11 protein-coding genes are annotated in these 14,338 nt (G+C 55.9%); 8 read left to right on the top strand and 3 right to left on the bottom strand.

What is annotated here, in order from left to right; genetic code table 11:
* The first annotated feature begins 9 nt into the window (after nt 1-9).
* Together Dpoa569_RS11570 and Dpoa569_RS11565 are read left to right on the top strand one after the other, a co-directional pair.
* Nucleotides 10-2,139 (top strand): alpha-galactosidase, encoded by a 2,130-nt coding sequence (locus Dpoa569_RS11570; protein ID WP_042869866.1) that lies wholly within the window; start codon nt 10-12, stop codon nt 2,137-2,139.
* A gap of 55 nt (nt 2,140-2,194) precedes the next feature.
* A complete protein-coding gene (locus Dpoa569_RS11565; protein WP_042869868.1) occupies nt 2,195-3,475 on the top strand; it encodes an MFS transporter in 1,281 nt (426 codons plus the stop codon).
* A 125-nt stretch (nt 3,476-3,600) separates the two neighbouring features.
* Here the strand turns inward: Dpoa569_RS11565 and Dpoa569_RS11560 are convergent, their stop codons facing one another.
* Nucleotides 3,601-4,407 (bottom strand): C1 family peptidase, encoded by an 807-nt coding sequence (locus tag Dpoa569_RS11560; protein ID WP_128569701.1) that lies wholly within the window; start codon nt 4,405-4,407, stop codon nt 3,601-3,603.
* Between the two features lie 444 nt (nt 4,408-4,851).
* Between Dpoa569_RS11560 and Dpoa569_RS11555 the strand changes: the two genes are divergently transcribed.
* Together Dpoa569_RS11555 and Dpoa569_RS11550 are read left to right on the top strand one after the other, a co-directional pair.
* A complete protein-coding gene (locus Dpoa569_RS11555; RefSeq protein WP_042869870.1) occupies nt 4,852-6,183 on the top strand; it encodes an NAD(P)/FAD-dependent oxidoreductase in 1,332 nt (443 codons plus the stop codon).
* A gap of 14 nt (nt 6,184-6,197) precedes the next feature.
* Nucleotides 6,198-7,046 carry a GNAT family N-acetyltransferase gene (locus tag Dpoa569_RS11550; protein WP_042869873.1) on the top strand — a complete coding sequence of 283 codons (849 nt, stop codon included), beginning with the start codon at nt 6,198-6,200 and terminating at the stop codon, nt 7,044-7,046.
* Between the two features lie 102 nt (nt 7,047-7,148).
* Here Dpoa569_RS11550 and Dpoa569_RS11545 read toward each other — a convergent pair whose 3' ends face one another.
* Together Dpoa569_RS11545 and Dpoa569_RS11540 are read right to left on the bottom strand one after the other, a co-directional pair.
* The gene (locus Dpoa569_RS11545; RefSeq protein WP_042869875.1) at nt 7,149-8,561 is read right to left on the bottom strand and encodes a GGDEF domain-containing protein; all 1,413 of its coding nucleotides are present in this window, start codon (nt 8,559-8,561) and stop codon (nt 7,149-7,151) included.
* 937 nt (nt 8,562-9,498) lie between these two features.
* A complete protein-coding gene (locus Dpoa569_RS11540; RefSeq protein WP_042869877.1) occupies nt 9,499-10,269 on the bottom strand; it encodes a DUF2076 domain-containing protein in 771 nt (256 codons plus the stop codon).
* Nucleotides 10,270-10,680: 411 nt separating this feature from the next.
* On the opposite strand from Dpoa569_RS11540, the gene Dpoa569_RS11535 reads away from it, so the two are divergent.
* The 4 genes from Dpoa569_RS11535 to Dpoa569_RS11520 are packed head-to-tail and all read left to right on the top strand — an operon-like array spanning nt 10,681 to nt 14,007.
* Nucleotides 10,681-11,715: an isopenicillin N synthase family dioxygenase gene (locus Dpoa569_RS11535; protein ID WP_042869879.1), complete on the top strand. Its 1,035-nt coding sequence runs from the start codon at nt 10,681-10,683 to the stop codon at nt 11,713-11,715.
* A 34-nt stretch (nt 11,716-11,749) separates the two neighbouring features.
* Complete coding sequence (locus tag Dpoa569_RS11530) at nt 11,750-12,556, top strand: MetQ/NlpA family ABC transporter substrate-binding protein (RefSeq protein ID WP_042869881.1); 807 nt, start codon at nt 11,750-11,752, stop codon at nt 12,554-12,556.
* 3 nt (nt 12,557-12,559) lie between these two features.
* Complete coding sequence (locus tag Dpoa569_RS11525; protein ID WP_128569702.1) at nt 12,560-13,351, top strand: methionine ABC transporter ATP-binding protein; 792 nt, start codon at nt 12,560-12,562, stop codon at nt 13,349-13,351.
* Complete coding sequence (locus Dpoa569_RS11520) at nt 13,348-14,007, top strand: methionine ABC transporter permease (RefSeq protein ID WP_164837115.1); 660 nt, start codon at nt 13,348-13,350, stop codon at nt 14,005-14,007. Before Dpoa569_RS11525 ends, Dpoa569_RS11520 begins: the two co-directional genes overlap by 4 nt.
* Nucleotides 14,008-14,338: the final 331 nt, after the last annotated feature.

The raw sequence follows: 14,338 nt of genomic DNA, 5'->3' as shown, positions 1-14,338 counted from the left end.
AGAATGAGGATGGAAACGACGTTGATTCGACTCACCAGCCCGGTGACCGACGTGATTGTGCGCTGCCAGCCGGCGGCGGAAATAGTGTATTGGGGACCGCATCTGGCGGATTTCTCACCACAGGATGTGGAAAGTCTGGCGCGGCCAGTGGCGAATGGCCGGCTGGATGTGGACGTGCCGGTGACGCTGGCGGCGGAAACCGGACGCGGGCTGTTTGGCTCGCCGGGGATTGAGGGGCATCGCAACGGTCTTGATGCCTTTGCGGTGCTGACTACCGTGGCGGTGCATCAGCCAGACCCGCAGCAACTGATTATTGAGACGGAAGACCGTCAGGCTGGTTTGCGCCTGACCAGCGAATTCAAGTTGCACGCCGACAGTGGGGTACTGCAACTGCGCCATTGCCTGACCAACCTGCATCCGGGCGACTGGCAGGTGCAGCGGCTGGCGGTCACGCTACCGCTGCCGGAATCAGCCGCCGAGGTCATGGCGTTTCACGGACGCTGGGTGCGGGAGTTTCAGCCGCACCGCACAATGCTGTCGCACGGCAGTCTGGTGCAGGAAAACCGCCGTGGACGTACTTCACACGAATATTTCCCGGCGATGGTAAGCGGCGAACCGGGATTTGCCGAGCAGCGAGGGCGGGTGTGGGGCGCGCACCTCGGCTGGAGTGGTAATCATCGGTTACGCACGGAAGTGAAAACCGATGGTCGGCGGCTGTTACAGGCCGAAGCGCTCTACCTGCCCGGCGAAATCGTTCTGGCGCAGGACGAATCGCTGACCACGCCGTGGCTGTACGCCGCCTGTTCTGATGAAGGGCTAAATGGCATGAGCCAGCAGTTTCACCAGTTTTTGCGCCAGGAGGTTATCCGATTCCCACGTGCCTTGCCGCGCCCGGTGCATCTCAATACCTGGGAAGGCATCTATTTTGAACACGACCCGGACTACATCATGCAGATGGCGACGCAGGCGGCGGCGTTGGGCGTCGAGCGTTTTATCATTGATGACGGCTGGTTTCGCGGGCGCGACCATGATCGTGCCGCACTCGGCGACTGGTATGTAGATCAACGCAAGTATCCGCAGGGACTGATGCCGGTGATAAACCATGTGCGGGAGCTGGGCATGGAGTTTGGTATCTGGGTGGAACCGGAAATGATCAACCCGAATTCTGACCTCTGCCGTGCGCATCCGGACTGGTTGCTGGCGCTGCCCGGTTACGAGCAACCGACTGGCCGCTATCAGTATGCGCTCGACCTGTCTAATCCTGAGGTGTTCGAGTATCTGCTGGCGCGCCTGAGCTGGCTGCTGGGTGAGCATCCGATTGATTACGTGAAATGGGATATGAACCGCGAATTAGTGCAGCCGGCCCATCAGGGACGGGCGGCGGCAGACGGTCAGACACGGGCGTTTTATCGCCTGCTCGATGTGTTGGGCGAACGCTTTCCGCAGGTTGAGTTTGAGTCTTGCGCGTCTGGCGGTGGGCGTATCGACTATGAGGTGTTGCGACGTAGTCACCGTTTCTGGGCTTCCGACAATAACGATGCGTTGGAGCGCCAGACCATTCAGCGCGGCATGAGCTATTTCTTTCCGCCTGAAGTGATGGGCGCACATATCGGTCATCATCGCTGTCACGCCACGGGACGCCAGCACAGTATTGCCTTTCGTGGCCTGACGGCGCTGTTCGGCCATATGGGCATTGAGCTGGACCCGGTACGTGCCGACGCACAGGAACAGGCTGGTTTTCGCCATTACGTGGCGTTGCATCGGCGTTATCGCACGCTGTTGCATACCGGTTGCCTGTGGCGGGTTGACATGCCGGATGCCTCGACGCAGGTACAAGGGGTGGTCAGTACTGATCAGCGTCAGGCGCTGTTTCTGGTGGCGCAACTGGCAATGCCGGATTACGCGCTGGCGGGGGTGCTGCGTTTCCCCGGTCTGGAACCGCAAGCCCGCTATCGGTTAACGGTGGTGGAACACCCCGATCTGAAGCCGGTGATTGAGGGCGGAAGCACTATGCGCCAGTTGCCGACGTGGATGGCGGCACCGGCGCAATATAGCGGCGAATGGTTGATGAAAGCCGGGTTACGCCTGCCGATTCTCAACCCGGAAACAGCGCTATTGCTGGAATTAGAACGTCTGTAATTCAGCGGGAGAGGGTGACGCCTTTCTCCACTCTGGAACCCTTAAGGATACACATATGGACATCAGCCAACCGACCATGCGTACCACAACGCACAGGCAAAACCGTAATTTCTGGATTTTCGGTCTGTTTTTCTTTTTGTACTTCTTCATCATGGCGACCTGTTTTCCGTTTCTGCCGGTCTGGTTGGCGGAAGTCATTGGTCTGAACAAAACGCAGACCGGACTGGTATTTTCCGCCATTTCGCTGTTCGCCATTCTGTTTCAGCCGATGATGGGGGTATTGTCAGACCGGCTGGGCCTGAAAAAACACCTGTTGTGGGTGATTGCCATCTTGCTGTTTTTGTTCGCACCGTTCTTTTTGTATGTGTTTGCGCCGCTGCTTAAGGTGAATAGCGTGTTGGGGGCGATGACCGGCGGTATTTATATCGGGCTGGTGTTTTCCGCCGGTTCCGGTGCCGTGGAGGCTTATATCGAGCGCGTCAGTCGCCAGAGCGGTTTCGAGTATGGTAAAGCACGTATGTTCGGCTGCCTTGGTTGGGGGCTGTGTGCATCTACCGCAGGGATACTGTTTAACGTTAATCCGGCGCTGGTATTCTGGATGGGGTCGGGTGCGGCGGTTATCCTGCTGGCATTGTTGTTGATTGCCCGTCCTGATCATCACCCGACGGCGCAGGTGATGGATGCGCTGGGGGCTAATCAGCCGCAGGTGACGCTGAAAATGGCGACAAGGGTATTCGGTGATCGCAAACTGTGGATGTTTGTGTTGTACGTGATTGGCGTAGCCTGCGTGTACGATGTGTTCGATCAGCAGTTCGCCAACTTCTTCAAATCGTTTTTTGCGACGCCGCAGCAGGGGAATCAGGTATTTGGTTTTGCCACCACGTTGGGTGAACTGGCTAACGCCGTCATCATGTTCTGCTCGCCGTGGATCATTAATCGTATCGGCGCTAAAAACACGTTGCTGGTGGCAGGAACCATCATGACCGTGCGCATTGGTGGGTCAGCATTCGCTACCACCGCGGCGGAAGTGATAGCCCTGAAGATGCTACACGCGCTGGAAGTACCGTTCCTGCTGGTAGGGGCGTTCAAGTACATCACCACCACGTTTGATACCCGGCTATCCGCCACTATCTATCTGATTGGTTTTCAGTTCGCCAAACAATCGGCGGCTATCTTCCTGTCGGCAGTGGCGGGAAATCTGTATGACCGTATCGGCTTTCAGGATACGTATCTGATCCTCGGTGCTATCGCTCTGACGGTGACGATTATCTCTGCCTTCACGCTATCCGGTGCGCGTGCCATTACGCAACCTGCGTATCGTACGACCTTGTCCTGACTAAACGACTACCCTGAAAAAATCTGGGTCGGCCATGCCCTATTAGGCCGACCTTAATCAGGCCGACCTTAGCTGATTTTTGCAATTAATGTGTTCTGTCTGGTAGTACTACGCGGACAGTGCGATTAATTTTTAACAGTATTAATCGCCCAAATATCCGTTACCAGCCGACGCTCAAGCATGTAGGCGTATGGCATATAGAAATAGCCATTTTCACCGACATCTTTCCCCCACGAGTTACGGAATTTAAATAGCTGTGTGGCGTTGTCATAGCCCACACACATTACCGCATGACCACCTTCGAGTTTGTCATTGCCGGAGGGCATCGGAACTACTGTCGGCGGGTCGCCCAACGTCATCCAACTGGAATACACCATAAAACCGAACACGAATGGGAAACCGCAGGCCAGACAACCTTGTAGATGTGACAGGTCCTGATGCAATCGCTGATAGTTGGTGATGGTGTAATTCTGCGCATCCTGATAGCAGCGTGCCGGTGGTTTGGTGGCTGCCGGCGAGCCGGGGGGAAACTCACCGCCCTCTCCCTGAGCCGGTGTCGCTACATAGGGCCATTCCTCTTCCGGGCATACCCCAAGTTTGTGCAGGACTTTGATACCGTCGCGTATCCTGGCACCTGAGTCGTATTTGACCGAACCTTCAACGGCGCGTTCGTTGTAGTAGATAAAGAGTCGTGAGGGGATAAAATTCGGTTGTTCGCCAATTTTCAGACGTTCAAACTCCACAGCGCCTGCCAGTGCATTGGCGGTACAGGAACCGATAGGACCCTGATCGTAGACCTCAAAGGTTGGGGTCAGGTCAACTTTGGACGGCAACGTTTTCAGTACGCTTGGGTCCGGAGCATAAAGGTGGTCACGTATATCCGGGTGGTCAGGGGTATAACCCAATAGAGATTTACGTCGAGGTTTAAGCATAGTGATCAGTCTCCTGATGATAGACCCCCCGCTCATTATTGGCGAAAGGCAGGTTTGAACTATCTGATTAGGAAGGCAGGTTCGACTATCAGAATAGGTTGAGAGATGATGAATAACTGATAAACGTCTGTTGCAAGATGTAGGCCCGAAAAATCAGGCATTGAGCGCCAGCCGGACGCTGGTGATGCAAGATGCGTCTGGTGTTGGTAATACTCTGGTTTTCTTAGTTACATTTTATTGAATGGTCATTAACGGTGTTGGCCGGTACCGATGCTCAGGTGCCGGAGAGTGATAAGACAGCGAGATGAGATTGTCACCATGAGAAACTGGTCGTGACGCCGGTAGTCTGTACCGATTACGGTAACGTGTTATCTGGCAAGTGATCATGCAGCCTCCATTTAAACAAGAGGCATTTTTTATTTTAGGGGCGAACAGAGGAACAACATGCCTGCACCCATTAGATATATTCAGGACAGCAGTCAGTTGCCGGATCAGGCCGATGTGGTTGTGATTGGCGCTGGAATTGCTGGCGTGGCGGCGGCGTATGAGCTGGCGAAAAAAGGCGTCAGCGTCCTGTTGCTGGAGAAAGGGCTGGTTGGCGGGGAGCAATCCAGCCGCAATTGGGGATGGTGTCGGCAGCAAAATCGTGATGAGCGCGAACTGCCATTGATTATCTATGCACTGCGCCGTTGGGAGGAACTACAGCAGGAAACCGGTGAAGACCTGGGGTTCCGTCGCAGTGGCTTACTTTACACCACGCGGGATCAGGCGGAAATTGATGCCTGGGACAACTGGGGCAAGATGGCGAAAGCCTACGGCGTGCGTAGCGACATTCTCAATGCTGAACAAGCCAAAGCGATGACGCCAGGCAGCACCACCGCATGGCTGGGCGGGGTATCGTCACCGACCGATGGCTATGCCGAACCCGCACTGGCCTGCGCCGGGCTGGCGGTTGCAGCTCAACGCCTTGGCGCTCAGGTTATCCAGCAATGTGCAGTACGTGGGCTGGATATTAGCGGTGGTCGGGTCAGCGGTGTGTGGACCGAACGCGGGCGGGTGAAAACTTCAATGGTAATTTGCGCTGGCGGCGTCTGGAGCTCGTTGTTCTGCCGCCGTCACGGCATTGAACTGCCGCAAGGCAACGTCATCGGCACCGCGTTTCGTACTGCGCCAATCGAACAGGCGATCAGCGTGCCGTTTTATACCGCTGCGTTTGCCTGCCGCCCGCAACGGGATGGCAGCTATACGGTTGCGGTATCCGGGCGAGGCAGGCTGGAACCGGGATTCCAGAGCCTGCGTTATGCCCGTCAGTTTTATCCCACTTTTCGTGCACGGCGCAAAAATCTGTCGTTCCGGTTGGGTTTCAAACCGTTCCTGTGTGGACCAGAAATGTGGGCGAGCGGTGTGCTTGATAGCGTGTCGCCATTTGAGCAAACCCGCATTCTTGATCCGGCGCCAGACATGGCGTTGGTCAGTGAAGGATTAGCGGCGATGCGGCGTGAATATCCGGCGCTGGCCGCTTTGCGTGTGGTGCAGGCATGGGGTGGTATGATCGACAGCACACCCGATGCCATTCCGGTGATTTCGCCGGTAGCGGACCTGCCGGGGTTGGTGCTGTCTACCGGGTATAGCGGCCACGGTTTTGGTATCGGGCCTGGCGCCGGGCGGCTGGCGGCGGATCTGGCAACCGGCGATACGCCGGTGGTGGACCCGACGCCATTCCGTTATGCCCGACTGGTGGATGGCTCCGGGGTAAAGGCGCCGGGCATGATGTGAGGAGATGACGGGACATGACGATAACGTTACGCGCCATGACGGCAGCGGATGCTCATTTCGGCTGGTCGTTGACCCAACAGGTGAACTGGCCGCATCGTCTGGAAGACTGGCAGGACGCATTGCTGCTGGGTGAAGGACTGGTGGCGGAAGATCAAGGGCAGCCGGTGGGGACAGCGGTATGCTGGCGCTGGGGGGATCGCCGGGCCACTATCGGTCTGGTGGTGGTGGACGGCCAGCAACAAGGGCGTGGTATTGGCCGGTTGTTGATGGAGGGGCTGCTGGCTGGTCTTGATGGTTATCAGGTACGGCTGCACGCGACGGATGCGGGGCAGAGGTTGTATACCCAATTAGGGTTTATACCGGTGGGGACGATCCACCAATACCAGTGTTTGCAACTGCCGTCGAACGCCAGGCTAAATCTGGCGCCTGACCAGCGGTTGCGTGCCGCCACGCTGGATGATGCGTCACACCTGGCGGCGCTGGACCAGCAGGCGCATGGGCTGGTGCGTCCGGCGCTGATTGCCTGGCTGTTGTGCCAGGCATTGCAGGTGCGGGTGCTGGAACAATGCGGTCATATCGCAGGTTTCGCCGCGCTGCGCCGTTTCGGGCGTGGTTATGTCATCGGCCCGGTAATTACCGACAACGCGGACAACGCACGTTTGCTGATCAGTTCACTGATGGCTGAGGCTGGTGGTGAATGTGTGCGTATCGACAGCGACGGTGCGCTTGGGTTGGGAGACTGGTTGGCTGATTGTGGGCTGCAACTGGTGGATGCGCCGGTCACGATGATTCGGGGCATACCATGGCAGCCGGAGGCGGACGGTATGCGTGCCTGGGCGCTGATGACACAAGCGATGGCATAATACTGTTGCCAGGAACTCAACGGCAAGCGCCGGTCTTGCCGTAGTAACGCGTTTTTTGAACGACCATCGCTTCATCAGGGCGATCACTTACTGGATGGACGCTTACTGAACAGTCCGGTTACGCCCCTCACGCTTGGCGGTATAGAGGTTTTTATCCGCCTGCGGAAACAACTCATGCACCGTATCCACCAGGTATTTGCCTGAAGTCGGTGCATGGGCGATGCCGATGCTGACAGTCACGGGCACCTGCCGCTGGTTACACCGAAATACGGTTTGCTGGATAGTCTGGCGTAACTCATCGGCCAACAGATAAAACGCCGGCGGACTATAGTTAAAGCACACTACAGCGAACTCCTCCCCGCCGATACGGCTGACCAGCCCCTGTGCTGAAATAGTCTGCTGTATCACGCCCGCTACCTGGCGCAGAATCTCATCGCCGCAATCGTGCCCGAAGTTGTCGTTGATATTTTTGAAGTGATCAATGTCGATCAGCATGATGTTAACCGCATCCTGTTGCAGTTTGAGGCTCTGCCCGTGTGTGGTCAGCGCTTCGGTAAAACCATAGCGTGACAAGGTATTGGTCAGAAAATCATGGCTGGCTTGTTGCAGCAGGCGGGCGTTCAACTGGCGAATAGTGCGAGCATTCATCGCCATCATCAGCGGACTGAAGATAGTGGCGGCGATGCCAATACGGGCGATGACGACCTGATGCATAAAGGAGGGATCTGGCGGACTATACAATGCAAACACGTGCTCGGCGGTCATAATAAGCTCAGTCGTGCCAATACATAAGGTGATAAGCCGAATAAGCCACAACGGATAAACAATGGCGCACCATGTCAGCGCTGGCAACGGAAACGCCAGAATGGCAATCGGGCCGAGCAGGGGGGCCACGCTGATAGATAGCAACAGCAACAGCAACGGCAGGGCATCTGGCAAGCGCAACGTTGGGAGTCGCAGCGAAATCTGGCTGCGTAGGGTTAACAGCAACGGCAGGAATAATACCGCCGTGTAGAACTGGTCGCTGAACCAGTTGAGGAAGTGGCTGCGAAACACCGCAGCAGGAAAATTGGGCCAGGGCTGCTGCGCCAGTGCGCCGACGATACCGCAGGCCAGCGCCGCGACCATGCAGGAGGCGAAAAGATACAACGAACTGAGCATGTCCGTTTCCCGGCGAGTAAGAAAACCGGGCCAGTTGAGGAGCTGGGTAAGGACGATGATAAACACGATGTTGGCGGAATTGATGGTCAGCGCGCTCAGGCCCCAGCCGTAAAACAGACTGTCTTGCAGGATCATCGCGGCATAGGAAATCAGGTAATACCAGGGGGTGTTGAGGTAGCTGCAGCGGTAAAATAGCGCTGCGACGATGATATTTACCGGCCAGAAGACGGAGAGATCCAGCTCGGACAACCGGGCGTGTGCACCAATATTACAACCCACCAGCGTCACCATAAAAACATTCAAACTGTTCAGACCGGTGCTGCCGTTTTTAAATAAAGCCAAATTCAGATGCATGGAGTCAATCCACTTTCAGGTTTTAAACCCTTCCACTGGCGCTATGTCGTTTGTCGTTTTTGGGCGCTGTTTGGCAGCAACGGAGCACGCGTAGAGCCGGTATGATACGTTTTTACGGATAACTATATGAAAAAAACCGGTTTGGCTCTGTTTCTCTTTTATTCTATTTCTGACAATTCGTTACCAGTAAGACCACAATAATGAGCTGCGGTAAACCGTGGTTATTGGGAGCGACATTCCACATCTAAGCGTGGTTGTTGGCGTCATCGTACGAAGCAGTGGAGGAGAGCGCATACAAATTTCAGGGGTATTCATGAGTGGGTAAATCGTACTGTGGCCCTAAGTGCAATGCGGCATAGAACGGCAGAGCCATATCAACAAGCGTGACGTTGCCAGACCAGGGATACCTGTGAATGGGGAAATAACGGCAAGGATACGGCCACAGACTCTTGACCAGCCAGCATAGCGCCAGGGCATCAGCACCATGAGGTATGTAGGGGGAAATCCATTTTAATTGTGTCACAGTAATACCTGATATTAACTTTTTCTCACAATAATTATTCCCCGAATGAATATATCAAAATAATAGTCATCGATAAATGTAAAACCCAATTGATACTTTGCACACTGATGGCCTGTCCCGCGTTAGGGACAGTCTGAAACAGGTGGAGTGCGTCGCTGACGACGGGAGAACGTCGGCATGTACGATAGTCAATAACCGGTTTTCCGCGTGTCAGCGCGTTTGCACATTGCTTTTTCGGGATAAATGTCGCAAATGGGGTTGGCGGATTCGCTATCAGCATCATTAACCATTGCGGCGACCATAAACCAGTGTGGCAACTATACTTCCGATGGTTATAGACTTTCCGATGTCTACAGGCAGCGAACTTGTGGGGTGGGGAACCCCTCCTGCTGACAGGAGGGGGAGAAGAGAGAATTAGACGTAGGAATCGTCGTCGTCGTAGGCGCTATCATCCGCGAAATCGTCATAGTCATTACTTTGCGGTTCTGCGCTGACATTGCTCCACAGGTTGTTGTTGGCGCCGTTATTGAAAGTATCCAGATTATCCGCGCTGAAATCACGGAAACTGTCGCTGCCATTATCCAGCATAGTATCGTTAGTCATCGGCGTTTCGTTGATGATGTTAACGATTTCTTCTGGTTGCGAGCGGTGGAACATACCGGTCAGCATGTCGGCCAGTACCACACCACCCGCCACACCGGCGGCGGTCTGTAATGCGCCGCTTAAAAAGCCGCCAGAACGGGACGGTGCCGGTTGTGCGTAGCCCGGTGCCGGCTGACCGTAACCTGCCGCCGGCGGTGTATAACCCATCGGTTGGCCGTAACCGGCTGGCTGGCCATAACCGGCGGGTTGTGATGGCTGGGCAGGTTGCGGCGTACTGCTGCGACTGCCGCCACCAAACAGACCGGCCAGAAAACCACCGCTGCTTTGTTGCGGACGGGCGGCGGCTTCTTGTTTCAGCCGGTTAATTTCGGCTTCCAGCTCTTTAACCCGTTGATCCAGCTGTTTCAGCGCGGCTTCCTGAATGATCATCGCCTGTGCCATGTAGTAAGGCGCGGCGGGTTGCTGGCGGATGTATTCGTTGATTTGCTGTTCTGCCTTGAGATCCCGAGGGCCTGCGTTGGTCTCGGCTGTTTTCAGTCGGCTAAACAGACCATCAATAAGGCGTTGTTCTTCAGATTGCATAGGATCACCTCAAGAGATATTGGATTGTGGGCCTGCACAGTCAGGCCGACCCGTGGCTGTTTTATCACACCCTTCACCGCCATCCTACTGTGTTCCTCTGGGCTAATACATGGCTGTCAGGTAAAGCTGCTTACAAATTTGTTACCAATTACAGCAATTCGCGTCGGTCGCTCTGCCGATTTCCGTCTTACTTTTGCCGCTATTGATATTTTACCTGCATGGGGAATTGGTGGTTAATACATCTCAGACGTCATTTGCCGTTGTGGCTCGATGACGTCATCTTTTGGGTTCGTTTTACGAGCCGGTTTCCTGAATGATCGACGCGAGGAATCACCATGTCTCATTTGTCCTGTTGCGGTTACTCCATGCTGAATGTCATGACCTTGATATATTTCATTACTGGAGTCCGCTATGAGCCACACTGCACACTTACCCGTACTCAATTTTTCTCTGCTTGACGGAAATCCGCAGCAACGCGCCGATTTTCTGCACCACCTGAATCACGCTGCGCGTGAAACCGGTTTCTTCTATCTGACTCACCACGGCGTCGCCCCGGAACTGCAACAACGCGTTCAACGGCTGTCGCGTGCTTTTTTCTCCTTGCCGGACGCGGAAAAGCAACGCGTGGCGATGATTCACTCTCCCCATTTTCGTGGCTATACCCTTGCTGGCGCGGAGCGTACCCGCAGCGAGCCGGACTGGCGTGAGCAGTTCGATATTGGGGCCGAGCGAGCGCCGCTGCGCCTGTTGTCCGGCGACCCGGCCTGGCGACGGCTGCAGGGGCCGAACCAATGGCCGTCATCGCTGCCGGAACTGAAAACCACGCTGCTGGAATGGCAACAAACCTTGACCCGCATTTCGCTACGTTTGCTGCGTGCTTTCGCTGAAATGCTGGGGTTGCCGGTAACCGCGTTTGACGCGCTGTACGGCAGTAAACCCAATGAGCATATCAAGCTGATTCGTTACCCCGGTAGGTCGGCGGCAGCCGGTCGGCAGGGTGTCGGTGCGCACAAAGATTCCGGTTTCCTGACACTGCTGTTGCAAGACCAACAAGCCGGCCTGCAGGTGGAAGTCGAACCGGATCATTGGGTGGACGCGCACCCGTTACCGGGTTCGTTTGTAGTCAATATCGGCGAATTGCTGGAACTGGCGACCGATGGCTATCTGCGTGCCACCGTGCATCGGGTGGCGTCACCATCGGTTGGCCAGGATCGTTTATCCATCGCGTTCTTTCTCGGTGCGCAACTGGATGCGGTGGTGCCGGTGTTTCCGCTGGCCCCCGCGCTGGCGAAACTGGCGCGCGGGCCGGCCAGCGACCCGAACAACCCACTGCTGCGTGACGTCGGCTGGAATTATCTGAAAGGGCGCTTACGTTCCCACCCAGAGGTGGCGAAGCGCTATTACGGCGATGTGTTGCAGGCACAACAACAGGCAGAGACCGTCTGAGACGTGATAATTACCGTTAATAAGGAATAAAAATATGAAAAATATAAAATTTTTTGCTCTGACAGCAATGGTGTTGGCAATGGGGTTATCGGTCTCGGCTCAGGCGGCTGATGCCCTGCGGGTGGCGGCGGACCCGGTGCCACATGCGGAAATTTTGGCGCAGATTCAAAAGACCGACCCGTCGCTGAAGTTGAAAGTCGTGGAGCTGAGCGGCAATGTGAACGCCAACGAATTACTGGCCAGCGGCGATGTGGATGCCAACTACTTCCAGCACGTACCTTACCTGCGCGATCAGGAAAAAGCGCTGGGCAAAAAATTCGTGGTGGCGGCCACGGTGCATATCGAACCACTGGGGATTTATTCCCGCAAATACAAATCGCTCGGCGAGGTGAAAGAGAACGCCACCGTGGCGGTGCCGAATAACGTCACTAACCTCAGTCGGGCGCTGTACCTGCTGCAGGGACAGGGGCTGATTAAACTCAAGGCGGGTTATAACGATCCGGCGAAAGATCAGGCGACGCCGAAAGACATTGCCGACAACCCGAAAAAACTGAAGATCAAAGAGATTGAAGCGGCGCAGATCCCACGTTCGCTGGATGACGTCGATCTGGCGGTAATCAATGGCAACTACGCGCTGGAAGCCGGGCTGGTGCCGTCCCGCGATGCGCTGGGGCTGGAAAGTGCCAGCCAGAATCCCTACGCCAATATTCTGGTGACCACGCCAGCGCTGCAAAACGATCCGCGCATCAAACAGCTGGCGAAGGATCTGGAATCTAAAGCCACCGCTGACTTCATCCGCCAGCACTATCAAGGGTCGGTGATTGCGGTGGCGGGGCAATAACGCATGATTCGCATCGAACGGCTGGGGAAACGCTATCCGGGCTGCGCGCAGCCCGCGCTGGAGAACGTGTCATTGACCATTCCGTCAGGGGCGGTGTATGGCATTCTCGGTCGTAGCGGCGCCGGTAAGAGCACGCTGATTCGTTGTCTTAATCTGCTGGAGCGACCCACTGCGGGCCGTATTCTGATGGACGACTGCGACATCGCCAGCCTGTCGCCGCGCGAACTGCGTCAGCAACGCCAGCGTACCGGGATGATTTTCCAGCATTTCAATCTGCTGCACGCCCGCACGGTGCGGGATAACGTGGCGGTGCCGCTGGAAATCGCCGGGGTCGGCAGGCGAGAACGGGAAGCGCGCGTAACGGAATTGCTGGCGCTAGTCGGGTTGAGCGACAAGGCGTCGGTCTATCCGTCACAGCTGTCCGGCGGACAGAAACAGCGGGTCGGCATCGCCCGCGCACTGGCGGCCCAGCCGCGTTATCTGCTGTGCGACGAGGCTACCAGCGCGCTCGACCCGGAAACCACCGCATCGATTCTGGCGTTGCTGGCCGATATCAACCGGCAACTGGGGCTGACCATTGTGTTGATAACCCATGAGCTGGAGGTGGTCAAAGCCATTTGCGATCACGCCGCGTTGCTGGATCAAGGGCGGGTGGTGGAAAGTGGTGCGCTGCGAACATTGCTGGCGGACCCGCATTCCCGCCTGCGGCAGGCGCTGCTGCTGGATCTGGACGCCGAGCGTGCGTTTTTGCGGCGGCACGGTATCGGGGAGGAAGGATTATGCAAAGTCGCCTGAGTTGGGAAGACTTTTTTCCGATGATGCTGAACGCGACGCTGGAAACGCTGTACATGGTGGGGCTTGCGGCGCTGTTTACCGTGCTGCTGGGGCTGCCGACTGGCGTGTTGCTGTTTATCAGCCGTCGGTCGGGCATCATGCCGTTGCCGCGAGTGAGTGCAGTGCTGGGCGGGGTGATCAACGTCGGGCGGTCGCTGCCGTTTGTCGTGCTGTTGATCGCCCTGATACCGTTTACCCGCTGGGTGGTCGGCACTACGTTGGGCAGTACCGCCGCGGTGGTGCCGATTACCGTCGGCGCGTTTCCGTTTTTCGCCCGGATTGTGGAGAACGCGTTGGCCGAGGTGGACAGCGGTCGGATAGAGGCGATTGTGTCGATGGGCGGCACCGTCTGGCATGTGATCACCAAGGCGTTGTTGCCGGAAGCGCTGCCGTCGATTTTGGCGGGTATCACCCTGACGGTGGTGATGCTGATCGGCTTTTCGTCAATGGCTGGGGTAATTGGCGGCGGTGGATTGGGGGATCTGGCTATCCGCTATGGCTATCAACGATTCAACCAGCAGGTGATGGCCGGCACGGTGATCGTGCTGGTGTTGCTGGTGCAACTGGTTCAGTCGCTGGGCGACCGGCTGGTGCGATTGTTAGCTTACCGTCGTTAATTGTGCTGTCTTCTGCATTACGCGCCTGTCTGTCCGGCAGGTGTTTATCCCCAGTTCTCCCGCCATTCAATCGATTGGCTGTGAATAATCTTGATGATGTAATTCGCCTTATCCCCCGACAATGGCAAAAATAAAATGAAAATAACCGATAATAGGTTATTTAACTATGTAGGTAGGGAGAGTATAAAATAATCAGATCGGATGAGTGCGGTGATTTCTAGGAATATTCCATATTCTTTTTGTTTCCAGCTTTGCTTTAATCACTTGCGAAGCGGTTACCTGAACGCTTCAGTTATTAACCAGAGAATGAAAATTTATTTCCGGTTAATCG

It is taken from the genome of Dickeya poaceiphila (genome assembly GCF_007858975.2).
GTDB lineage: Bacteria > Pseudomonadota > Gammaproteobacteria > Enterobacterales > Enterobacteriaceae > Dickeya > Dickeya poaceiphila.
Note: the sequence above shows the minus strand (reverse complement) of the source record. Positions and strands in the feature narration are given on the sequence as shown.